Below are 20,683 nucleotides of genomic sequence, written 5' to 3'. Positions count from 1 at the left end.
CTGCTATCGCCCGCGCAACCAGCCCATGATCGCCGGGCGCACAGATTGATCACCACGGGCGCGGGCTTCGTCGATCACGGCTTTGACCTGATCCAGATTGGCGCGGCGCAGCAGGCTTTTGACCGGCCCGATTGATGCGGGGCGCATCGACAGGGTGCGCAGGCCCATTGCGGCGAAACACAGCGCCTCGATCGGGCGGCCGGCGTCTTCGCCACAAAAGGACACCGGCGTGTCGGTTTCATTACAACGCTCCACAATGCGCTCGATCAGGCTCAGGAAGCTGACATTCAGCGTGTCGTAACGTTTGCGGACCCGTTCATTTTCGCGATCGGCGGCAAAGAAAAACTGCTTCAGATCATTGCCCCCAATCGAGATAAACCCAACCTCCTCGAAAAATTTACGCGGGGCAAAGGCCAGTGACGGGGTTTCCAGCATGGCGCCGACTTCGACCTTGGGCACAGGATGGCCCAGACGTTTCTCGCGCTTCAATTCCAGTTCCAATAGATTGCGTGCGGCACGGTATTCTTCAAACTGGGCGATGAACGGGAACATAATGGTCATCGGTTTGCCGTTGCTGGCGCGGATCAAGGCTTGCAATTGCATCCGCATAACGCCGGGTTTGTCCAGACCTACGCGGATGGCCCGCCAGCCAAGGGCGGGGTTGGGTTCGTCCTGCGGTTTCATATAGGGCAGCACCTTGTCCGAACCGATATCAAGCGTGCGAAACACCACGCGTTGACCTTTGGCGGCTTTGATAACGCGGGTATATAGCGCGGCCAGTTCGGCGCGTTTAGGCATTTTGTTGCGGATCAGGAATTGCAACTCGGTGCGAAACAGGCCCACCCCCTCGGCGCCGGAACTTTCCAGTGACGGCAGATCGGCAATCAGCCCCGCGTTCATCGACAGGGAGATGACCTTGCCGTCCAGCGTTTCGGCGGGCTTGTCGCGGATCGAAGCATAGCGTTCCTGCTCTTTGGCCAGCATCGCGATTTTGTCTTTGAAGGCCTCGACCACATTGTCATCAGGGCGCAAATGCACGATACCCTGATCGCCATCGACCATGATCTGATCGCCATTCAGCGCTTCGGTTGTGATGCGTTCGGCGTGGATCACCAACGGGATCGCCAGCGCCCGCGCGACAATCGCGGCGTGGCTGCCAACCGACCCTTCCTCGAGCACAATCCCGCGCAGTTTACGCCCGTATTCCAGCAATTCGGCCGGTCCGATGTTGCGGGCCACCAGAACCGGATATTCGGGCATTTCCGCACCGGTGTTGTTCCCCTGACCAGTCAGAATTCGCAACAAACGGTTCGACAAATCGTCCAGATCGTGCAGCCGTTCACGCAGGTAGGCATCCGTCACCTGCCCCATGCGGGTGCGGGCGGCGGATTGTTCCTTTTCTACCGCCGCCTCGGCAGACAGGCCGCGTGCGATGTCCTCTTCCATCCGGCGCATCCAGCCCTTGGAATTGGCAAACATCCGGTAGGTTTCCAGAACCTGCATCTGTTCCTTGTGCTCGGTTCCCTTACCGTTGCCGGCTGTGGCCAGCATTTCGTCAACCGACACGCGCAATATATCGACAGCATCGTGCAGGCGGGCCAGTTCGGCATGGGGATCATCGGCAATCGGGTTGGTCACAACCACGCGCGGTTCATGCAGGTAAACATGCCCCATTCCCGCGCCTTCCTGCCCCACGCCACCGCGAAACAGCACCGGTTGCTGGTGACGGGCCGACAGGGCCGCGCCTTCGCCAACAAAGGCGCCCAGTTCGGTCATCTCGGCCACCACCATCGCCACGACTTCCAGTGCGTAAACCTCGTCATCTGTGAATTTGCGCGCCTCGCGCGATTGCACCACCAGCACACCCAGCCGTTCGCCCAGCCGCTGGATTGGCACACCCAGAAAGGATGGAAATACCTCCTCGCCGGTTTCGGGCATAAAGCGGAATCCGCGCGACGAAGGCGCATCCGCTGTGTTCACCACATGCGAGGTTTTGGCCACACGCCCGACCAGCCCTTCGCCCAGCCGCATACGGGTCTGGTGCACGGATTCGGGGTTCAGGCCTTGGGTGGCGCACAGCTCCAGCGTTTCATCGTCGCGAAACAGGTAGATCGAGCACACCTCGCATTCCATCGATTCCGCGATGATCTGGGTGATCCGGTCCAGCCGTTCCTGGCCTTCGCCCTCTTCGGCAAGAGATTCACGCAGGCGCCCCAGCAGGGTGCGGCTTTTGCTTTTGGTGCTGTCAGTCATGCGCGCCCCCGTTCGGGTGATTCAACCAGTTGTGTCAAGTTTGCACACATCATGCCGCGTCGGGCGCGCAAGTTCCATATGTTTTCGGTTAACGCGGTGCGGAAAACGGGATGAAAGGGGCGTGTGATTTCGTCACCCCTGCCAAATCACCCAACCTTGTCCAGTTCGAACGCATCATGCAGCGCCTGCACGGCCAGCTCCATGTATTTACGATCGACCAGCACGGAAATCTTGATTTCCGAGGTTGTGATCACCTTGATGTTGATGCCCTCGTTCGACAGAACCTCGAACATCTTGGCGGCAACGCCGGTGTGGCTGCGCATACCGATGCCAACGACCGAAACCTTGGCCACGTCGGTATCGGCCAGCAGATCGTGGAAATTGATCTCGCCGCTGGCTTTGGCCTCGGCCATCGCCTTTTCGGCGCGGGCGACCTGATCGACGGGGCAGGAGAACGTCATATCCGTGCGCCCTTCTTCGGAAATATTCTGCACGATCATATCCACATTCACGCCAGCATCCGACAGCGGCACGAAGATGGCGGCGGCGATGCCGGGGCGGTCGGCGACCGAAATAAGGGTCATCTTGGCCTCGTCCCGTTGATAGGCGACTCCGGCAACGACATTGCTTTCCATGATTTCCTCCTCGGGGCAGACCAATGTGCCTGCGTCATCTGATTGTTCCTCGAATGAACTGAGCACCCGCAGGCGCACGCCAAACCGCATGGCCAGTTCGACCGAACGGGTTTGCAGAACCTTGGCGCCAAGGGACGCCAGTTCCAGCATTTCCTCAAACGCGATCTTGTCCAGCTTGCGGGCCTTGTCCTCGATCCGCGGATCGGTGGTGTAGACGCCGTCAACGTCGGTGTAGATATCGCAACGTTCGGCGTCAAAAGCAGCGGCAAAGGCGACGGCGGTGGTGTCCGAGCCACCACGGCCCAGTGTGGTGATGCGCCCCTCGGGGCTAACGCCCTGAAAACCGGCGACTACGGCCACCTTCATGCCCTCGGCAAATTTGGCGTTGATGTTGTCGGTCGGGATTTCCTCGATCCTTGCGGCCGAATGCACCGAATTGGTTTTCAGCGGCACTTGCCAGCCCTGCCAACTGCGGGCGGGCACATCCATTTCCTGCAATATCAGCGCCATCAGACCGGCGGTGACATTTTCGCCCGAGGATACCACGGCATCATATTCCCGCGCGTCAAACAACGGCGAGGTTTCCTCGACCCAGCCCACCAGTTCATTGGTTTTGCCCGACATGGCCGACACGATGACGATCACGTCATAGCCCTTGGCCACCTCGACACCGACCCGTTTGGCGGCGCGGCGTATCCGGTCCAGCGTGGCCACCGAAGTGCCACCGAATTTCATCACAAGTGTCGGCATATCCGCCCTTTGCAACTTTGCTTTTGTTCAGGGGGTGTTTACGGCGGGCAAGCAATCAGGGCAAGAGCTGTGGTTTATTTCTATGCTTTTGGAAAATGATTACGCAAAAATGGAAAGTGATCGAATACCGGGTCATCGGTTTCTGGAACAAAATAGGCGATCTTGTTGTGTTTTGCATCGCTGTCATTCCCTTCGTGAACCGTGCGGACGTAAAACGGGCGCAGGCTGCATATCGGTCGCGAGGAAAACCGGCTGCCGATCTGGCGATGGCTGGTCAGAAACGGGTGCCGTTCGAAACTGGGCGGGGCAACCAGTGTCAGGCCAAGATTGGTAAAAAACGCGTTGCGCGGGGATAGCCATTGCGCCTTTTGGTTTTCGAGTCCAAGGCTGACGCCACGCGGGAATGTCAGGTAAACAGCGTTTGTATCGTCATAATTATTATCAAACGCATAGCGGGCTTCGCGTTTGCATATATCGACAAAATCACAGCTGACCCCGTCATCATCATCCAGAACCACCTGCGCGATAACAGGATCATCCGGATATTTTTCACACATGAATTTACGCAACAACCGGCCCGCTTTCCGTGGGCCGGAAAACCAGATGTCGCATTTGTCTGCCCCGATCGTGTCATTGCATAATTCGGTTAGCCGGTTTTTGAACCGGTTGGGCATATATTTCGAGGACAGAATGGCCAGTTTGAAATCCTGATCCGTTTGGTCCTTCAGACTTGCCAGCGCAATTTTTTCAAATAGTTCAAGCCGATTTCTCAGGCGTGCCGGGGAAAACAGCAGTTCTTTGCTTTGACTTGTTTGGGAACGCCAGCCCGAGGCCCCGAAAAAAGAAAACCGTGTCTGAAAGACCAATTCCATCCGCTATATTAATCCCATCATAGACAATACTATTTTTTATAACGCGCGAACCGGATTTGTTCTAGGCAGATAATAGAGGCTAATTCGTTTTGCGGCTGGGGGTGAAGGGCAGGGGGGCCACGGGTACGCCGTCTTCCAACAGCTTTTTGGCCTCTTCCGGCGCGGCCTCGCCATAGATCGGGCGTTCGGGGGCGTCGCCATCGTGGATGGCGCGGGCCTGGGTTGCGAATTCCATGCCGACGTATTCCGAATTCGCCTCGACCTGTGATTTCAGTTCGGCAATGGCGCGTTCCGTATCGTTTTGCGGGGTGGTCAGGGGCGCGTCCGGTTGCGGTGTCTGTGCGGCCTTGCGGGCGGTGCGCACGCGCGGGGCCATGATGGCCTTTTCCACCGATGTGCTGGCGCAGGTCGGGCAGGCGACCATTCTGGCGGCATACAGCTTGTCAAAGGCCGGTCCCGACTGGAACCAGCTTTCGAACCTGTGGTCATTCTCGCATTTTAGCGAATAGCGGATCATTGTCCTGGCCTTTTGTATCGTGCAGATCAAAAGTAACCATTTGCGGCCTGAAATCAATGACATATAGCGTTTTGTTTCTATTTTCAGGGGCAATATACGCCGTTTGTGCTTAAACCCATAGGTGAAAAATTTGCAATACAGTGTTGCCAGAAGGGCGCAGCGCCGGGAAAAAAATAAAATCCCTTCATTTTTCCTACGAAACCCTGGATATTTCCCGAGCCATTTAACTATTGAAAATTTTAGCGTGAATTTGATCAAATACAATCATTAGGGAATTGAAATGAAAAATACGAATATACTGTTTGCCTCAATGGCCACATTGTGCTTTGCCACGGCTGCCTCTGCCCAGGAAACAAATACCGACTGGAGCGGGTTTTATACGGGTGTAACCTATGGTTCCAAGGTTGGGGGCGATATGGCTTATACCCCGGGTACTGACTATGGCTCACTTGAAAGCGGCAGCAGTTATGGCCTGTATGCGGGCTATAACATCCAGCGGAACAGGATCGTATACGGTGGTGAAATTTCGTATTCGGATGCCGATGGCCATGGCCCGATCGGATTTCCAAACGAAAAATTCAATTACTTTATGGATTTGAAGGCGCGCGCAGGCATGGCGGTGGATAATACCCTTTTTTACGGCTTTGTGGGCTATAGCAAAGGCGAGTTTGAATTTGCTGCTGGGCAAAAACACAACGCGACCGGTGCAAACTATGGTATCGGGATGGATGTAAAGCTTGGGGAGCGTTTCTTTGTCGGCGCCGAGTATATCGTGCGCGACCTGTCCGGCACTACCTTTACCGGCAACACGCAAGATACAATGATACAGGCCGTTCAGTTGCGCACCGGCTGGAAATTCTAGCATCTTTTGTAATAATGTGCACTAAAGCATGTCGCGCCAAATTGAATTCAGTCTGGTGCGACATGCTATAGGTCTACGGCCTAATGTTTTAACCGCTTGGGATCAAAATTGCGGATCAATGGCCCTAGTTCAGGCTCGCTTATCATCATGGCCGCTTTTTTCAGGCTGAACCATTTGCGCTTGCGCTGGCCCGCCTCGGGATATTCTTTCAGCACCCGCTTTACCTTGAAGGGAAACACCGCGACGATGATCGGCAGGTTGTCCCCTTTGGGCAAGGCTTTGGTGTAGGAATAAATGCCTAGGCAGATGTCGGACGGCTTGCCCTCGACCCCGGCTTCCTCGAAGGCTTCGGTCGCGGCGGCGCCGGCGGGGGTTTCGCCATCCATCGGCCAGCCCTTGGGGATAATCCAGCGCCCTGTGCCGCGGCTGGTCACCAGCAGCACCTGCACCTTGCCATCATGGATGCGATAGCACAGCGCCCCGAACTGGGTGCGCACATCATGTTTATGCGACACATCCAGCCGCTGTGGCTTGTGTTTTACCTTGACTACAGTCACGTCTTTTTGCCGCCGTTTAATACCTGTGTACCCGCGTTATTAGCGTGTTTTTCTTTGCTAACAGTTAAAATAGGCAAGTTTTAGTCAATTTGGAAGCACTAGCAGGGGTTTTCACCATATTTTGTGGTAAATTGCACATATTTAGCGATTTGTTGGGCGATTTCCCCCTAAGGCTGTGGTGTTTCGCCCATCAACACCTTGGAAAACCACGCGCTGTCGATGTTGCCACCGCTCAGGATCACGCCAACCTTCCTGCCCTGCATCCGGTCCTTTTCCTGTATCAGACCGGCCAGCGGGGCAGCACCCGCGCCTTCGGCCAGATTGTGGATGCCGGAAAAATAGATGCGGATGGCGTTTGCCACTTCGTCATCCGAAACGGTGATGATCCGGTCAGCACCTTTGGCATAAATGTCATAGGCGCTTTGCACCGGAACGCGCACTGCCATACCATCGGCAAAAGTGGTGGCGGAATTGGTTTCGACCATCCGTCCGGCCTCGACCGACAGTTTCGCGGTCTGGGCGTTTTCCGACACCACACCGACGATTTTCGTCCCAAGCCCCACCGCATCGCGGGCAATGATCGTGCCGCAAATGCCCGAGCCGCAGCCGATCGGCACATAGACCGTGTCCAGATCGGGGTGGGCGGTGAACAGTTCATAGCCATAGGTCGCCACCCCGCGCACCAGTTCGGGATGGAAGGGCGGTACCACGAACAGCCCTTCGGTTTCGGCCACGCGCATGGCTTCGGCTTTGGCTTCGTCAAAGTCATCGCCGAATTCCACCAGTTCCGCGCCATAGGCCCGCATGGCGGCGTTCTTTTCCACCGAATTGCCGTGCGGGACATAGATTTTGGCGACCAGACCGGCGGCGGTTGCGGCGCGGGCCTGTGACTGGCCGTGGTTGCCACGGGTGGCGGTGATGATGCCGCGCGCGTCGGGGTGGGTGCGTTTCAGCCAGTCGATGAAGGTGATCCCGCCGCGCACCTTGAAAGCACCGGTGGGGGCGTGGTTTTCGTGTTTGACGATGACGTGGGTGCCGGTCGGGGCGGTCAGTTGCGGCCAGTGGATTTGCGCGGTGGACTGCATCTGGCGGTAAACCACCTTTTGCGCGGCTTTCAGATCGTCAATCGTGAACATCGGGGCACCTGTCTGTTTGAATATCGGGGGTATAAGTAGCGGCAGGGGCAGGGAGGGTCACGCAGAATATTGTAGGGCTACATTGGGGGGGGCTAATAAACCTTTAAGTTGATATCTGTCTTTTAAATGTCCTTTATTTGGTTATTATCATAAAAAATATAGAAGGCGTTGATGTGATGAGAAGATGGATATTATCAACTATATTGGTACTTAGTAGTTTCAGCCAAGTTTTTGCTGGCTATGAAGATACCCTCCTTTTCTCAAAAGGGTATTGGACTGTTGAACTCACATATAATACCGATGAGAATTCCTATTGGTGTTCTGCAAAAACGGCCAACCGTCGTGGCCAAGAGTTTAGTGTGACTGCTTTTGAAAATGGAACTATCGTAGTCTTTATCTTTGATAATAGGTGGTCGTTGGCAAAGCGCCCCGTTAGATTCCTGATTGATATTGATTACTCTCGTTGGCAAATTGATGGGACTGCAGATAATATCGCAGTTTCGATAGCATTAAGTAATAATGAAAAAGCTGGGAAATTTATCACGGAATTAGCTCAGGGAAGTGCAGTTGCCCTATTCAACATGGAAGAACGGCGGTTAGCTACGTTTTCATTGAAGGGTTCCAGAGCTGCATTAACTGAATTGATAGATTGCTGGAGAAAGATATCTGTTACTGATCCTTTTCGCACATCAACTGACCCGTTCTAGTTTGAGTTAACATTCATCACTCCCAACAACCGCTCCGCCGTCCTGACCACCGCTTGCCGCCCCGCATCGGCCACCTTGGCGGCGGCGGGGCGCAGATCTGTCAGGGCGGGGTCCAGCATTGCAGCGGCCAATGTTTCCCCGTCCGTTACCTGCCGCGCAGCACCGGCGGCATGGAAGGCGGCGTAATCATCCGTAAAGTTCTGCACGTTGGGACCGTGGGTAATGGCGCAATCCAGTCGGGCCGGCTCATACGGGTTATGCCCGCCAACAGGCGCAATGGAGCCACCGATGAAACAGTGGTCCGCCAGCCGGAACCACAGGCCCAACTCTCCGATCCGGTCGATGATAGCGATCTGTGCGTCTTTCAGGCTGTCCGGCCCGTCCAGAATGGCGGCATCAAACCCCAGATCCAGCGCGTGGTTCAGAATGCGAGTGGCGCGGGAGGGGTCGCGTGGGGCGAGGATCAGGCAGGTATCGGGCGCGGTTTCCAGAATTTTGCGCTGCGCCTTGAACACGGCGATTTCATCCTCGGGATGGGTCGAGGCCGCCAGCCAGACGGGACGCCCCGAAAGTGTCTGTTCCATCTCGGCGCGTTTGTCCGGCTGATCAGCCAACGGATCGGCGCCTGCTTTCAAAGTACCGGTGACGGTGATCTTGTCAGCGGGCACGCCAAGGCTGGCAAACCCTTCGGCGCTCTCAATATCCTGCACCTCGATAAACCGGAACTTGACGTAAAGGGCGGCGAACATCGCCTTGGCGCGTTGTTTTTTGGAAGCGGACTCGCGGCTCATCCGGCCGTTGATCAGGGCCAGCGGGATGCCTCTGCGCTCGATTTCCGTCAGGAACACCGGCCAGATGTCGCGTTCGGCCCAGACGGACAGTTGCGGTTGCCAGTGGTCCAGAAACCGGCGGACATAGGCGCGGGTGTCCAGTGGTAAAAACTGATGGATGGTGCGCGGCGGCAGGTTGTGTTCGATCGCCTGTGCCGAGGTTTTGGCCGAGGACGTCAGCAGGAAATTCAGCGCCGGATCACGGGCCTGCATTTCGCGGATCAATGCGGGCAGGGCCAGCAGTTCGCCCACCCCCACCGCATGCATCCAGACCAGCGGGCCATCGGGGCGAGGCACATCGGTCAGCCCCAGCTTTTCGCGATACCGCTGCCCGTCCTCTTTGCCGCGCAGTACGCGTTTTTCCAGATGGCGGCGGGCAATCAGGCGGATCAGGGGGCTGGCCGCCAGATACAGCCCCAGCAGGGCGGATTTGGGCGGGTTAGCCAAGGTCGCAAAACTCTTTTTGCAGCGGGCGGGACCAGAAGGTTTCATCCTTCAGAACCTCGACAAACCGCTGTGCGGAAACCCCCGCGCCAAAGCCCGTGTCCGAGGGCAGGCGCTTGCCCCAATTCTCCTTTAGAAAAGCGTCGATCGTGGCGGCATCATCGGCCTGACAAGAGGTGATGGATTCCGCCCCCGAACGGTTGTTCTGCCGCGTGCCGATGTCCAGACTGGGCAGGCCCAGAAACGGCGCCTCGCGCACGCCGACGGAACTGTTGCCGATATGGGCGGCGGCGTTTTTCAGCAGCTCGGAAAAATAGGCGAACCGCATCGAGGGGATCACGCGGAACCGGTCCTTTGGCAGGGTTTCGATCACCTCCAGAATATCACTGGCCCCCGGATCATTGTTCGGCAGGATCACCACAAAGTTGCGATTTGACGCCACCAGCCGGTCAAACAATGCCCGCGCCTGCGCGCCGATGGTCGCCTGTTCACTGGTGACTGGGTGGAAGGTGACGATGCCGTAATCGTCAAACGGAATGTCGTAATATTTGCGCACCTCGTTGATGGTCACACCGGAATCCGCTGCGTGCGAATCCAGTTCGGGCGAGCCGATCACATGGATCGTTTCTGCCACCTCGCCCATCGCCATGATGCGTTTCTTGGCCACGTCCGAGCTGACAAAATGGCTGGCCGCCAGTTTGGTGTTGCAGTGGCGGAACACCTCGTCAATCGTGCCGGACACCTCGCCGCCCTCGATATGGGCGCAGCGCACATAGTTGGTGGCGCAGACCAGCGCGCAGGCCAGCGCCTCGACCCGATCGCCATGCACCACCACCAGATCGGGGTTCTGTTCGGCGATAAAATCGGAAAAGCCGATCACGGTTTTGGCCAGCACCATATCCTGCGGGTCATCCTGACGCTGGTTCAGATATTCCGAAACCTCGACCCCCTGCATCCGGTGGACCTCGTTCTTGGTCAGCCCGTAGCGTTCCATCATATGCATGCCGGTGACGAAAAAGCCGACGTGAAAACCGGCATCGCGGGCGGCAAGGGCCAATGGCTCCAGCTTGCCGAAATCGGCGCGGGTTCCGGTGACGAAGAGGATTCTTTTGCTCATGTTAATCCGTTTGATACTGTTTGGATGACCCTAACGCCATCGGCAAGGACGGGGCAAGTCAACCCGATAGGTCATCCCATTTCAGCTGTGTATTCCGCGTTATCGCGCGGGTCAGGCGTTTGCCGACAACCTTGTCAAATTCATATCCCGCAATTTCGCCCGACCCGGGGCGCCGCGCCCAGATGTCGGATTCGGTGATCATATGACCCGCTGGCAAATCACGGTCGGCCACCACCGAGGCGCGGGCGAAACGGTAAACGTCCTCTTCCGGCCCGGTGCGCTGTTTGTCGTTGTGCAGGGCCGTGTGGATTTCGCGCGACCGGTCTACCAGCAGACGCAATTCGGCCGGGTCCATCGAACAGACAATGTCCGGCCCCGCGCGATACCGGCTGTCGGTATAGTGACGTTCAAGAATACAGGCGCCCAAGGCAACCGAAGCAAGCGCCATTTCCGGCCCGATCGAATGGTCCGAAAAGCCGACAATGGCGTTGGGGAAGGCTTTTTGCAGCTCTGTCACCCCCTTCAGCGACACGATTTCCGGCGGCGAGGGGTAAAGGTTGGTGCATTCCAGCAGCGCATATTCCACGCCCGCATCCTCCAATATCTGAACCGAGGCCCGCACGCTTTCAATCGTCTGCATCCCCGTCGACATGATCACCGGTTTGCCGAAAGCGGCAATATGGCGGATCAGGGGCAGGTTATCCGCCTCGCCCGAGCCGATCTTGAAGGCCGGCACGTCGATATCGTTCAGGAAATCCGCCGCGGCACGGGAAAAGGGGGTGGAGATATAGATCATGCCAAGGGATTCAACGTAATCCTTCAGCGCGATTTCATCGGCCTTGGACAGGGCGCATTGCTCCATCACTTCCCAGATCGACACATCGGCATTGGGGGGGAAGATGGCCTTGGCCTCGTCCGTCATTTCGTCAGCCACGAAATGGGTCTGGTGTTTGACCATCTCGCAGCCCGAAGCCGCCGCCAACCGCGCCATTTCCTTGGCAATCTCCAGACTTCCGCCATGATTGATGCCGATTTCGGCGATCACCAGCGGCGGGTGGTCGGGGGATATGGTGCGGTTTGCGATTTTCATTGGCATGCCTCGTTTGTTTTCCCGTTTATGCCAATGGAAACGGGCAAAGGTCTATAGGATAATTTTCAAGAGGAACCGCAGGGGTGGATGCTTTACAAACACCCTTTTCCCGCTGTGCCGATGTATTCGGAGGTATCGTGCCGTCGCCTTTGCGGTGATGAAGGTGCGCAAGGAGATCGGGGCGGAGGACTACGACATCCACGCGTTGCGCCACACCACGGCCTCGGAACTGGCAGCTTTGGGGTTGTCGGACGATCTGATTATGGCCGTAACCGGCCACACGAGTCGCGCTTCAGTGGTCAGATATGCCGGTGCAGCGCGCCAAAAAGCCCGCGCGCAGGTGGCTCAGGATGCGCGGCGCGGAGGGGGAACAAAGCGGGAAACGTGAAACCGGATGTGAAACCGCTTTTGCATCTTTTTCAAAGCGCCTGCTAACAAACCAAAAAAGCTACGACCAACTCAACTCCTTATAATTTTGGTACCGAGAAAATTAGCCCCCGAGTAATTTCTTGGCCGTCGATGTCGATCCGGCATATCCCATCAAACCGTGCATTTCCAAATAATTGGCGAATATCTTCCGGCATTGATGAAAGCCCAGCATATTCTTCTTCAGTTGGGCTTTTGCACCAAGACCACGCATCTTCGAACCAAGGTTGAACATTGAGAGGGAGACCAAGGTATTTCCGTTCGGGATTCGCTGCTGTAAGGCGCCTGAAGAATGACATTCCTTCGCCCCTATCCGGCCGACTGACTTCAGCATCAATAAGAATAGCTCGAAAACCGTTTTTAAATGAAATCGGGTAAGCACCGACGGGAAGATCAGGAATGCTAAAATATCCAGCCTTATAGCTGTCATACGCCGCGTATCCCATAAACCCGATAACGCCGATCAGTATTACCTTAAGTAGTTTTTTCATTGTTTTGGGCCCGCTTACCGGTTGTAGATATGGCTTCTTTCTAGGGCACAATGTACATTAAATCTATAGAAGATACCGGCCACACGAGTCGCGCTTCTGTGGTCAGATATGCCGGTGCCGCGCGTCAAAAAGCCCGCGCGCAGGTTGCTCAGGATGCGCGGCGCGGAGGGGGAACAAAGCGGGAAACGTGAAAACATAAGTGAAAACATTCTCACACCGTTTTCCAAGAGCCTGCTAACCCTTTGAAATCATTGGAGGCGAGTACCGGAATCGAACCGGTGTACACGGATTTGCAATCCGCTGCGTCACCACTCCGCCAACTCGCCTTTGTGGTGTAAAACCAAGATGTTAGCCTGGTTTTGCCGTTGGTCGGTGCGGGGTGTTAGTTTGCTGATTCAGCCCCTTTACCGATCCGCTGGCTTTATTGCCGTTTCCAGTGGGCTTGTCCAGCCCTGATCCGTGGTCAATAGAAACGGACGGGCATTTGGCAATTCACAGCGCCGTCCCCATCCACATATCGGGCAGCCATGTGGCGATTTGCGGAAAAATGAACAGCAGGACGATCGCCAGAACCATGCACAGCATATAGGGCAGCGCGCCCTTCAGGATCGTTGACAATGGCACATCGGGCACGATCCCGTTGATCACATACAGGTTCAGGCCGACGGGCGGTGTGATCAGGCCGATTTCCATGTTGATGGTGAAAACCACGGCAAACCAGTAGGGGTCAAACCCTGCCTGCGTGACGATTGGCAGCAGGATCGGGGCGGTCATCAGGATCACCGCAACCGGTGGCAAAAAGAAACCGGCGACCAGAAGGAACAGGTTGATGGTTAACATCAGTGTCCAGGGGCTGAGGTCTGCGGCAGCGATGGACTGGGCCACTGTCTGGGTGATGTAGAATTGCGACAGCATTTGCGAGAATACGGCCGAACAGGCGATGATCATCAGGATCATCACGCTTTCTTTCATCGAGGTGGACAGGATTTTCCACAGGTGGCGCGGTTGCCAGAGGCGATAGATCACCACGGCCAGTATCACGCAAAAGGCAGCCCCCACACCGGCGGCCTCGGACGGGGTAGCGACACCGCCGTATAGCACCCACAGAACGCCAACGATAATGGCCAGAAACGGCAAAACGCGCGGCAGGATGATAAAGCGGTCGCGCCAACTGACGGTGCGCCCTTTGGCAAAACTGTATCCGGCCCGGTGCGCCGCGAAAAGCGACCATCCCATGAACAAAAGGGTCAGCATCAGACCCGGCAACAATCCGGCCAGAAACAACCGCCCGATAGAGGTCTGGGTGGCGATGCCATAGACGATCATGGTGATCGAGGGCGGGATCAGGATGCCCAGCGTGCCCCCCGCCGCGATCGAGCCTGTGGCCACCCCGTCGGGGTAACCGCGTTCGCGCATTTCGGGGATGCCCATTTTACCGATTGCGGCGCAGGTGGCTGGCGATGACCCCGACAGGGCGGCAAAGATCGAACAGGCCCCGATATTGGATATGATCAACCCGCCCGGCACACGGTTCAGCCAGCGATCCAGCGCTTCGTACAGGTCTTTGCCTGCCGGTGATGCGGCGACTGCGGCCCCCATGACGATGAACATCGGGATGGACAGCAGGGTGAATTCGGCCAGATTGGCAAAGAAGGCTTCGCCAAGTGACGATATCGACAGGGTACCCTTGAACATGACGGGAAACATGATGCCGGTGAAGGCCAGCGCAAAGGCGACAGGCACGCGCAGCGCCAGCAGGACGAAAAGGGCAAGGCCGATCAGCAGGCCGATTGATCCGGGTTCCATGGCTTAGATCCCTCCGATCAGGGCGGTATCTTCGTCGCGCCAGACCTTGATCATGCAGGCAACGGATTGCAGCGCCAGCAGGCCAAACCCGATGGGCATCGAGGCATAAGGGACCCACATCGGGAATTCGTATATCGAGTCACTTGTCCAGTCGCCGTGCCAGGCCTCGAGCGTCACTTCCAGCCCTTTCCAGAACAGGATCAGCGCAACGATCAAAACCACCCCGTCGGCCATTGCCAGCATAATGCGGCGCACCAGTGACGGGGCGTATTCGGTGACCAGACCAACCGCGACATGGCCCCGTTCCTTTAACACCCACGAGCTGCCCAACAGGGTTGCTGCCACCAGAGAAAAGGTAACAACTTCGGTTTGCCAGGCGGCCGAGCCAACCAGAACGTAGCGGATAAATACCATCTGGCAGACGATAACAATCGCCACACCGATCAGTAGCGAGGCAATGACGCCGGCAACGACGGACATGCGTTCAATCCAGGAAATCATGGGGATACTTTCACCTGTCGGGCTTTGGTTGCCCTGTGTTGATTATTTTGCAAACCGAACCGCCCCTGTCGCCGGATCGCAGGACAGGGGCGGTGGCTGTGTTTGACGATCACTCGACAGCAAGCGCCTTGGCGATCAGTTCCTTGCCGCCATCCACCTTTTCGGCAAAGGCCGCATAAGAGGTTTCGTTGGCAATGTCCTTCCACGCGGCGGCTTGTTCGGCGCTCATGGTGACCACCTCGACACCGGCTTTGCTGAAGGTATCGACCATGGTTTGGTCCAGTTCGGCGGCTTTGCCTGCGAACCAGTCTTCGGCGGCCCGACCGGCGGCCATGACGGCGGTCTTTTGTTCGTCATTCAACCGGTCAAACGATGCTTTGGACATCAGGATCGGTTCATACATGAACCACAGCGCATGTTCGCCCGGCGCAGTCAGGCATTTCACCTGCTCGTAAATCCGGTAAGACACAAACGAGCCGGAAGACGTATTCGCCCCGTCCAGAACACCCTGTTGCAGGGCCGTATAGATTTCCGATGACGGCATCGACTGGATCGAGGCGCCGGCCCCTTGCAGCATCCGGTTGAACGCCTTGCCGGCAGCGCGGAACACTTGCCCTTTCACATCCTCGGGGCTTTGAACGCATTTGTTCCGCGAGGCAAAGCCACCGGCCAGCCATGCGTCGGAAATCACCATCACGCCGGAGTCCTCGATAATTGCCTTGATGTCGCCCATGAATTCTGAATCATTCAGACGGGCCGCGTGTTCGTGGTTTTTAACCAGTCCCGGCATCAGGGTCGCGTCGAATTCGGGGTGGCGTTTGGCGGCATAGGCCAGCGGAAAGGCCGAAATGTCCAATTCGCCTGTGGTCAGCGGACCCCATTGTTCCTTGGGTTTATACAAGGATTTGGACGGAAAGATTGTCAGGCTGACGCCCACATCCGCCTTGGCCAGTTCATCCGCAATGATCTGCACCATTTCATGGCGCACGTCCTTTGTGTTCCATTGATGCGATGCGCGCAGTTCGATTTCCTGGGCACTAACAGATCCGATGCTGGCAGCGATAGAAAAAGCGGCAATGGCGGCTTTGAAAACATGTGTATGTTTCACGGTTATCTCCCTTTGGTATTAACGTTTTTATTGGTTATTATTTTTATATTTTTGTGCCGGTATAGTTGGGTAAGAGCAATTTTGAGTCAACAATTGTTGGTCATCAAACGAAATAGCAGGATATTTCGGCAGGAAAAACAGCCTGAAACCGGCCTGAACATCTGGTGGTTCTGGATATTATTGTCGCGCAGGTGGCTTTCGTTGCATGTGGTGTGTTGCCGCTGGCGATGATCTGTGGCAAAACGGGATTTAGTCAAACTAAACGAATGGGTTTACGCGATGAGCGATTATTCCACACGCCGCACAATGATGGTTGATACACAGGTCCGTCCTTCGGATGTGACCAAATTCCCGATAATCGAGGCGATGCTGGACGTGCCGCGCGAAGCCTATGTCCCGGAAAACAAACGCGAAGAGGCCTATGTCAGCGAAAATGTCGCGCTGGGGTCTGCCCGCGTGATGCTGGAACCGCGCACATTTGCCAAGCTGCTGGACGGGCTGGATATCAGTCCCGACGAGACGGTTCTGGATATTGGCTGCGGTTTAGGCTATTCTACTGCCATTATAGCGCGGTTGGCCGAAGCTGTCGTGGCAGTAGAAGACGACGCCGAGATGGCGGCCGAAGCGCAGCAACTATTGTCCTCGAATGATGTGGACAATGCTGCAGTTATTGAAAGCAAGCTGTCAGAAGGGGCTGCCAAGCATGGCCCATACGACGTGATTATGATCGAAGGCGGGGTTGAAATTGTTCCTGCCGCAATTCTGGCACAGCTAAAAGACGGCGGTCGTATCGGCTGTATATTTATGGAAGATGCGCTGGGTGTTGCGCGGATCGGTTACAAGATCGACGGTGAAGTCACCTGGCGTTTCGCATTTAACGCAAGTGCTCCGGTATTGCCGGGGTTCGAGGCCCCCAAGGGGTTTGTTTTGTAGGAAACAGATCTGATTGTAAGGGCCGTAGGAAAAACAAGAACAGTATGAGGTGCAACGTGGGCTACAGAGTAAAACCGATCCTTGCGGCTGCTTTCGCCGCAATCACCCTTGCAACAGCGCCGGTCGCCAAGGCCGAGGGGCTGAAAGACGCGCTGATCTCGGCTTACAAAAATTCGGGGCTGCTGGAACAAAACCGCGCCCTGTTGCGGGCCGCCGACGAAGATGTGGCACAGGCTGTTTCCGCCCTGCGCCCGGTTCTAAGTTACTATGCAAATGCAACCTATGCCGATCCGGTATTGCCGGGACGGGATTACCTTTCGGGGAATCTGGGCTTGCAGGCTTCGTTGCTGTTGTATGATGGCGGGGGATCGAAATTCGCCATCGAAGGCAAGAAAGAGTCGGTACTGGCTGCCCGCGAAGGGCTGGTGAATGTCGAGCAATCCGTTCTGTTGCGCGCTGTAACCGCCTATATGAACGTGCGTCGCGATACCGAATTTGTATCCCTGCGCCAAAACAACGTGCGTGTGATCCGCGAACAGTTGCGTGCGGCCAAGGACCGGTTCGAGGTTGGCGAAGTAACCCGCACGGATGTTTCTATTGCCGAATCCCGCTTGGCACTGGCGCGCGCCAATCTGGCAGCAGCACAAGGCGGGCTGGCCCGTTCACGCGAAGAATACCGTGCTGCGATTGGCCATTACCCCAAAGGTTTGCGGCCTGCGCCAAAAGCACCGGCAACGGCAAAATCAATTGATGCAGCACGGTCGGTTGCCTATGTGACCCATCCATTGATGCGTAAAATTCAACACGAAGTCACTGCCGCCGAAATCGGGATCGAGCAGGCCAATGCGTTGATGAAGCCACGGGTCAGCCTGACCGGGCGGGTAAACCATGACAGTTACGGTCTGGATTCCTCCTCGATCGGGATCGAATTGGGTGGGCCGATCTATCAGGGTGGCAAGCTCAGCTCGCTTTTCCGTCAGGCAGTTGCACGCCGTGACCAGACCCGCGCCGGTTTACATCTGACACGTCTGGATGTCGCGCAAGGGGTCGGGAATTCATGGGCTTCGCTTCAGGTTGCCCGTGCAACACTTGCGGCCACGGTTCGCCAGATCAAGGCGGCCCGCGTCGCCTTCAAGGGTGTAAAAGAAGAAGCAACTCTTGGGGCCCGCACCACGCTTGATGTGCTGGACGCCGAACAGGAATTGCTGGATGCCGAAGCCAACCGCATTTCGGCGCTGACCGATCAGTATATCGCCACTTACTCGCTGTTGTCGGCGATGGGTCTGCTGACGGTTGATCACCTGAAACTGGGTATTCGCACCTATGATCCCACGGCCTATTACAACGCTGTTGCCAATGCACCGGCCGACAGTTCGCGCGGCAAACGTCTGGATCGTGTTTTGCGGGCATTGGGAAAAGAATAGAATTGCGCCAATCGGTTGTCTGGTGTTAAGCATGGCGTTATCAGTTCCAGTGACGCGAAATCGGGAAGTTCCATGTCTGAATCAGTATCAAATGCAGAAATCGAAGATGTCCTGACATCTATCCGCCGGCTTGTGTCTGGCGAAGAGGGCAAATCGGCTGCAAAAGCAGACGTTGCGGCCAAGAAACCTTCGGCAGCTGCCAAGCTTATTCTGACGGCGGATTTCCGTGTTTCCGATACGCCCAAAGGGGCTGCCAACGCCAAGGAAGAGCCAGCCGAGACCGCGACTTTCCGCCATGCAGCCGAGCCGGAAGACAGCGAAACCAAGCCTTCCGACAGCAAGACAAACCAGACATCGCTGGAAAGCACCATTGCCGAACTGGAAGCCGCAATAGGCGATCAGGACGAAGAATGGGAGCCGGACGGAAGCGAATTTGAAGAAGACGCCGAAGCCGAAGCGGTGATGACTGCGCCCATAAAGGATATGATGGGCACCAAACAACCAATCGACGAAATCGAGGATGCCGAAATCATCGAAGACGATCTGGCCGCTGGTCTGTTTGCCGGTGATGATCCGGAATTCGACGAAGAAGCCCTGCGTGAAATGGTCAGCGAAATCGTGCGGCAGGAACTGCAAGGGGCCTTGGGCGAGCGGATCACCCGCAATGTGCGTAAGCTGGTCCGCCGCGAGATCAACCGCGTTCTGGCCGCGCAGGATTTCGACTAGGACCTGTCGCTACTCGGCCAGTTTCAGCAGCGCATCCAGATCCAGATGCCGTTCCAGATGATCCGCCAGCGCATCTAGCGTCTGCTCGACCGTATCGTCATATCCGGCATTTCCTGCCGTTCCGCCCAGCCCTGTCAGATAAGCAGCGCGAAACCCGTCCGCGGTGAACAGCCCGTGCATATAGCTGCCCAACACCCGCCTGTCCGGTGACGCTGCCCCATCCATCCGCCCGTCAATATCCAGCCAGGCCCGCGCGCAATCCGGTCCCGTGGTGGCCCCAATATGGATTTCATAGCCCCGCACCATATCGCCGGTCGGCAAATAGGTGGCCGTCGCCTGTTCCAGCCGTTTTTGCGGCGACATTTCCGTCACCACATCCAGCAGGCCCAGCCCCTCGAATTCGCCCGCATGTCCTTCGATCCCGTCTTTATCAATAATCTTGCGCCCCAGCATCTGATAGCCGCCACACAGGCCCAGCACATGCCCGCCGCGCCGCAGATGCGCGGCAAGGTCTATGTCCCAACCCTGCGCGCGGAAATAGGCCAGATCGGCAATGGTGGATTTGGTGCCCGGGATCAGCACCAGATCGGCATCCCCGGGCAGGGGGCGGCCGGCGTCAATGATTTCGACCGTTACATCGGGTTCCGCGGCCAACGGGTCCAGATCATCAAAATTGGCAATCCGCGACAGGCGCGGCACGGCGATTTTGAAGGCCCCGCCCTTGCGCGAGGCAATGTCCATCACATCCTCGGCAGGCAGGCGCCACGCCTCGGCAAACCACGGCAGGGTGCCGATATCGGTCCAGCCGGTGCGCTGGGCGATCTCGCGCGCGCCTTCGGCAAACAGGCTGACATCGCCGCGGAATTTGTTGACGATGAACCCTTTGATCCGGTCGCGGTCCGTATCGGGCAACACCGCGTGCGTGCCCACCAGTTGCGCGATCACCCCGCCGCGATCAATGTCGCCGACCAGAACCACCGGCACATGCGCGGCCTCGGCAAAGCCCATGTTGGCAATGTCGCCGTGCCGCAGATTGATTTCCGCAGGACTGCCCGCGCCCTCGACCAGAACCAGATCGACGCCATCCGCCAGCCGTCGGAAACTTTCCAGCACCTCGGGCATCAAAGTGGCCTTCATCGCGGAATAGTCGCGGGCCTTCAGCGTGGCAATCCGCTGCCCCTGAACCACCACCTGTGCGCCGATATCGCTTTCGGGTTTCAGCAACACGGGGTTCATATCCGTCACCGGATCCACCCCCGCCGCCCGCGCCTGCAACGCCTGCGCACGGCCGATTTCGCCGCCATCCACTGTCACGGCGGCATTGTTCGACATGTTCTGCGGTTTGAACGGGCGCACTGACAGCCCGCGCCGCACATAGGCCCGCGCCAAACCGGCAACCAGCATCGACTTGCCAACATTCGAGCCTGCGCCCTGTATCATAAGTGATTTTGCCATTGCGCCCTTTATCCCTATGCTTGGGTCAGGAAACAAGCAGGAA

Annotated in this window: 20 protein-coding genes and 1 tRNA gene; 6 read left to right on the top strand and 15 right to left on the bottom strand. The window is 56.8% G+C overall.

Annotated elements, in window-relative coordinates; translation table 11 throughout:
- Positions 1-3: 3 nt before the first annotated feature.
- From ptsP to BAR1_RS13890, 4 genes are all read right to left on the bottom strand, one after another.
- Positions 4-2,253 carry a phosphoenolpyruvate--protein phosphotransferase gene (gene ptsP / locus BAR1_RS13905; RefSeq protein WP_118943578.1) on the bottom strand — a complete coding sequence of 750 codons (2,250 nt, stop codon included), beginning with the start codon at positions 2,251-2,253 and terminating at the stop codon, positions 4-6.
- A gap of 146 nt (positions 2,254-2,399) precedes the next feature.
- On the bottom strand, positions 2,400-3,638 hold the full coding sequence (locus tag BAR1_RS13900) for an aspartate kinase (protein WP_118943577.1): 1,239 nt from the start codon (positions 3,636-3,638) through the stop codon (positions 2,400-2,402).
- Between the two features lie 80 nt (positions 3,639-3,718).
- A complete protein-coding gene (locus BAR1_RS13895; RefSeq protein WP_118943576.1) occupies positions 3,719-4,510 on the bottom strand; it encodes a glycosyltransferase in 792 nt (263 codons plus the stop codon).
- A 79-nt stretch (positions 4,511-4,589) separates the two neighbouring features.
- Positions 4,590-5,027 carry a DUF1178 family protein gene (locus tag BAR1_RS13890; RefSeq protein WP_118944491.1) on the bottom strand — a complete coding sequence of 146 codons (438 nt, stop codon included), beginning with the start codon at positions 5,025-5,027 and terminating at the stop codon, positions 4,590-4,592.
- 280 nt (positions 5,028-5,307) lie between these two features.
- Between BAR1_RS13890 and BAR1_RS13885 the strand changes: the two genes are divergently transcribed.
- Positions 5,308-5,889, top strand: coding sequence for an outer membrane protein (locus tag BAR1_RS13885; RefSeq protein WP_118943575.1), 582 nt, complete (start codon positions 5,308-5,310; stop codon positions 5,887-5,889).
- 80 nt (positions 5,890-5,969) lie between these two features.
- Here the strand turns inward: BAR1_RS13885 and BAR1_RS13880 are convergent, their stop codons facing one another.
- Entirely contained in the window at positions 5,970-6,446 is a 477-nt protein-coding gene (locus BAR1_RS13880; RefSeq protein ID WP_118943574.1) for an NUDIX hydrolase, read from the bottom strand.
- 167 nt (positions 6,447-6,613) lie between these two features.
- On the bottom strand, positions 6,614-7,582 hold the full coding sequence (locus BAR1_RS13875) for a threonine dehydratase (RefSeq protein ID WP_118943573.1): 969 nt from the start codon (positions 7,580-7,582) through the stop codon (positions 6,614-6,616).
- Positions 7,583-7,758: 176 nt separating this feature from the next.
- Between BAR1_RS13875 and BAR1_RS13870 the strand changes: the two genes are divergently transcribed.
- Positions 7,759-8,289 carry a hypothetical protein gene (locus BAR1_RS13870; RefSeq protein ID WP_118943572.1) on the top strand — a complete coding sequence of 177 codons (531 nt, stop codon included), beginning with the start codon at positions 7,759-7,761 and terminating at the stop codon, positions 8,287-8,289.
- Here BAR1_RS13870 and BAR1_RS13865 read toward each other — a convergent pair.
- From BAR1_RS13865 to BAR1_RS13855, 3 genes are read right to left on the bottom strand one after another with little or no spacing between them, the layout of a single operon-like run.
- Positions 8,286-9,566 (bottom strand): 3-deoxy-D-manno-octulosonic acid transferase, encoded by a 1,281-nt coding sequence (locus BAR1_RS13865; RefSeq protein WP_162891799.1) that lies wholly within the window; start codon positions 9,564-9,566, stop codon positions 8,286-8,288. The two genes, BAR1_RS13870 and BAR1_RS13865, sit on opposite strands and share 4 nt — an antisense overlap.
- A complete protein-coding gene (gene neuC / locus BAR1_RS13860; RefSeq protein WP_118943570.1) occupies positions 9,559-10,680 on the bottom strand; it encodes a UDP-N-acetylglucosamine 2-epimerase in 1,122 nt (373 codons plus the stop codon). The genes BAR1_RS13865 and neuC overlap by 8 nt, the downstream gene beginning before the upstream one ends.
- A gap of 58 nt (positions 10,681-10,738) precedes the next feature.
- Positions 10,739-11,770, bottom strand: a complete 1,032-nt coding sequence (locus tag BAR1_RS13855; RefSeq protein WP_118943569.1) for an N-acetylneuraminate synthase family protein — start codon at positions 11,768-11,770, stop codon at positions 10,739-10,741.
- Between BAR1_RS13855 and BAR1_RS13850 the strand changes: the two genes are divergently transcribed.
- Positions 11,706-12,158 carry a tyrosine-type recombinase/integrase gene (locus BAR1_RS13850; protein WP_118944490.1) on the top strand — a complete coding sequence of 151 codons (453 nt, stop codon included), beginning with the start codon at positions 11,706-11,708 and terminating at the stop codon, positions 12,156-12,158. The two genes, BAR1_RS13855 and BAR1_RS13850, sit on opposite strands and share 65 nt — an antisense overlap.
- Positions 12,159-12,237: 79 nt before the next feature.
- Here BAR1_RS13850 and BAR1_RS13845 read toward each other — a convergent pair whose 3' ends face one another.
- The 5 genes from BAR1_RS13845 to dctP all read right to left on the bottom strand — a co-directional run bounded on the left by BAR1_RS13845 (position 12,238) and on the right by dctP (position 16,102).
- Complete coding sequence (locus BAR1_RS13845; RefSeq protein ID WP_162891798.1) at positions 12,238-12,687, bottom strand: hypothetical protein; 450 nt, start codon at positions 12,685-12,687, stop codon at positions 12,238-12,240.
- 252 nt (positions 12,688-12,939) lie between these two features.
- A tRNA-Cys gene (locus BAR1_RS13840) sits at positions 12,940-13,013 on the bottom strand.
- Positions 13,014-13,179: 166 nt separating this feature from the next.
- Entirely contained in the window at positions 13,180-14,493 is a 1,314-nt protein-coding gene (locus tag BAR1_RS13835) for a TRAP transporter large permease (RefSeq protein WP_118943567.1), read from the bottom strand.
- Positions 14,494-14,496: 3 nt separating this feature from the next.
- Positions 14,497-14,973 (bottom strand): TRAP transporter small permease, encoded by a 477-nt coding sequence (locus BAR1_RS13830; RefSeq protein WP_162891797.1) that lies wholly within the window; start codon positions 14,971-14,973, stop codon positions 14,497-14,499.
- Between the two features lie 130 nt (positions 14,974-15,103).
- Complete coding sequence (gene dctP, locus BAR1_RS13825; protein ID WP_118943565.1) at positions 15,104-16,102, bottom strand: TRAP transporter substrate-binding protein DctP; 999 nt, start codon at positions 16,100-16,102, stop codon at positions 15,104-15,106.
- Positions 16,103-16,381: 279 nt separating this feature from the next.
- Between dctP and BAR1_RS13820 the strand changes: the two genes are divergently transcribed.
- The 3 genes from BAR1_RS13820 to BAR1_RS13810 all read left to right on the top strand — a co-directional run bounded on the left by BAR1_RS13820 (position 16,382) and on the right by BAR1_RS13810 (position 19,185).
- A complete protein-coding gene (locus BAR1_RS13820; protein WP_118943564.1) occupies positions 16,382-17,035 on the top strand; it encodes a protein-L-isoaspartate O-methyltransferase family protein in 654 nt (217 codons plus the stop codon).
- A 56-nt stretch (positions 17,036-17,091) separates the two neighbouring features.
- Entirely contained in the window at positions 17,092-18,459 is a 1,368-nt protein-coding gene (locus BAR1_RS13815) for a TolC family outer membrane protein (protein ID WP_228408560.1), read from the top strand.
- A 72-nt stretch (positions 18,460-18,531) separates the two neighbouring features.
- Positions 18,532-19,185, top strand: a complete 654-nt coding sequence (locus tag BAR1_RS13810; RefSeq protein ID WP_118943562.1) for a hypothetical protein — start codon at positions 18,532-18,534, stop codon at positions 19,183-19,185.
- Positions 19,186-19,194: 9 nt separating this feature from the next.
- On the opposite strand, the gene BAR1_RS13805 is transcribed toward BAR1_RS13810, so the two are convergent.
- Entirely contained in the window at positions 19,195-20,640 is a 1,446-nt protein-coding gene (locus BAR1_RS13805) for a cobyric acid synthase (RefSeq protein ID WP_118943561.1), read from the bottom strand.
- Positions 20,641-20,683: the final 43 nt, after the last annotated feature.

The organism is Profundibacter amoris (genome assembly GCF_003544895.1).
In the GTDB taxonomy this organism is placed as follows: Bacteria; Pseudomonadota; Alphaproteobacteria; order Rhodobacterales; family Rhodobacteraceae; genus Profundibacter; species Profundibacter amoris.
The sequence above is the reverse complement of the archived record's forward strand: the minus strand, read 5'-3'. Positions and strand labels throughout refer to the sequence as shown.

Excerpts from the sequence above, each read along its gene's own strand:
- BAR1_RS13835 (WP_118943567.1), bottom strand. The coding sequence starts at position 14,493 with ATGGAACCCGGATCAATCGGCCTGCTGATCGGCCTTGCCCTTTTCGTC.
- neuC (WP_118943570.1), bottom strand. The coding sequence starts at position 10,680 with ATGAGCAAAAGAATCCTCTTCGTCACCGGAACCCGCGCCGATTTCGGC.
- BAR1_RS13810 (WP_118943562.1), top strand. The coding sequence starts at position 18,532 with ATGTCTGAATCAGTATCAAATGCAGAAATCGAAGATGTCCTGACATCT.
- BAR1_RS13830 (WP_162891797.1), bottom strand. The coding sequence starts at position 14,973 with ATGTCCGTCGTTGCCGGCGTCATTGCCTCGCTACTGATCGGTGTGGCG.
- BAR1_RS13870 (WP_118943572.1), top strand. The coding sequence starts at position 7,759 with ATGAGAAGATGGATATTATCAACTATATTGGTACTTAGTAGTTTCAGC.
- BAR1_RS13805 (WP_118943561.1), bottom strand. The coding sequence starts at position 20,640 with ATGGCAAAATCACTTATGATACAGGGCGCAGGCTCGAATGTTGGCAAG.
- BAR1_RS13850 (WP_118944490.1), top strand. The coding sequence starts at position 11,706 with ATGCCGATTTCGGCGATCACCAGCGGCGGGTGGTCGGGGGATATGGTG.
- BAR1_RS13890 (WP_118944491.1), bottom strand. The coding sequence starts at position 5,027 with ATGATCCGCTATTCGCTAAAATGCGAGAATGACCACAGGTTCGAAAGC.
- BAR1_RS13855 (WP_118943569.1), bottom strand. The coding sequence starts at position 11,770 with ATGAAAATCGCAAACCGCACCATATCCCCCGACCACCCGCCGCTGGTG.
- BAR1_RS13875 (WP_118943573.1), bottom strand. The coding sequence starts at position 7,582 with ATGTTCACGATTGACGATCTGAAAGCCGCGCAAAAGGTGGTTTACCGC.
- BAR1_RS13845 (WP_162891798.1), bottom strand. The coding sequence starts at position 12,687 with ATGAAAAAACTACTTAAGGTAATACTGATCGGCGTTATCGGGTTTATG.
- BAR1_RS13900 (WP_118943577.1), bottom strand. The coding sequence starts at position 3,638 with ATGCCGACACTTGTGATGAAATTCGGTGGCACTTCGGTGGCCACGCTG.
- BAR1_RS13885 (WP_118943575.1), top strand. The coding sequence starts at position 5,308 with ATGAAAAATACGAATATACTGTTTGCCTCAATGGCCACATTGTGCTTT.
- ptsP (WP_118943578.1), bottom strand. The coding sequence starts at position 2,253 with ATGACTGACAGCACCAAAAGCAAAAGCCGCACCCTGCTGGGGCGCCTG.
- BAR1_RS13820 (WP_118943564.1), top strand. The coding sequence starts at position 16,382 with ATGAGCGATTATTCCACACGCCGCACAATGATGGTTGATACACAGGTC.
- BAR1_RS13895 (WP_118943576.1), bottom strand. The coding sequence starts at position 4,510 with ATGGAATTGGTCTTTCAGACACGGTTTTCTTTTTTCGGGGCCTCGGGC.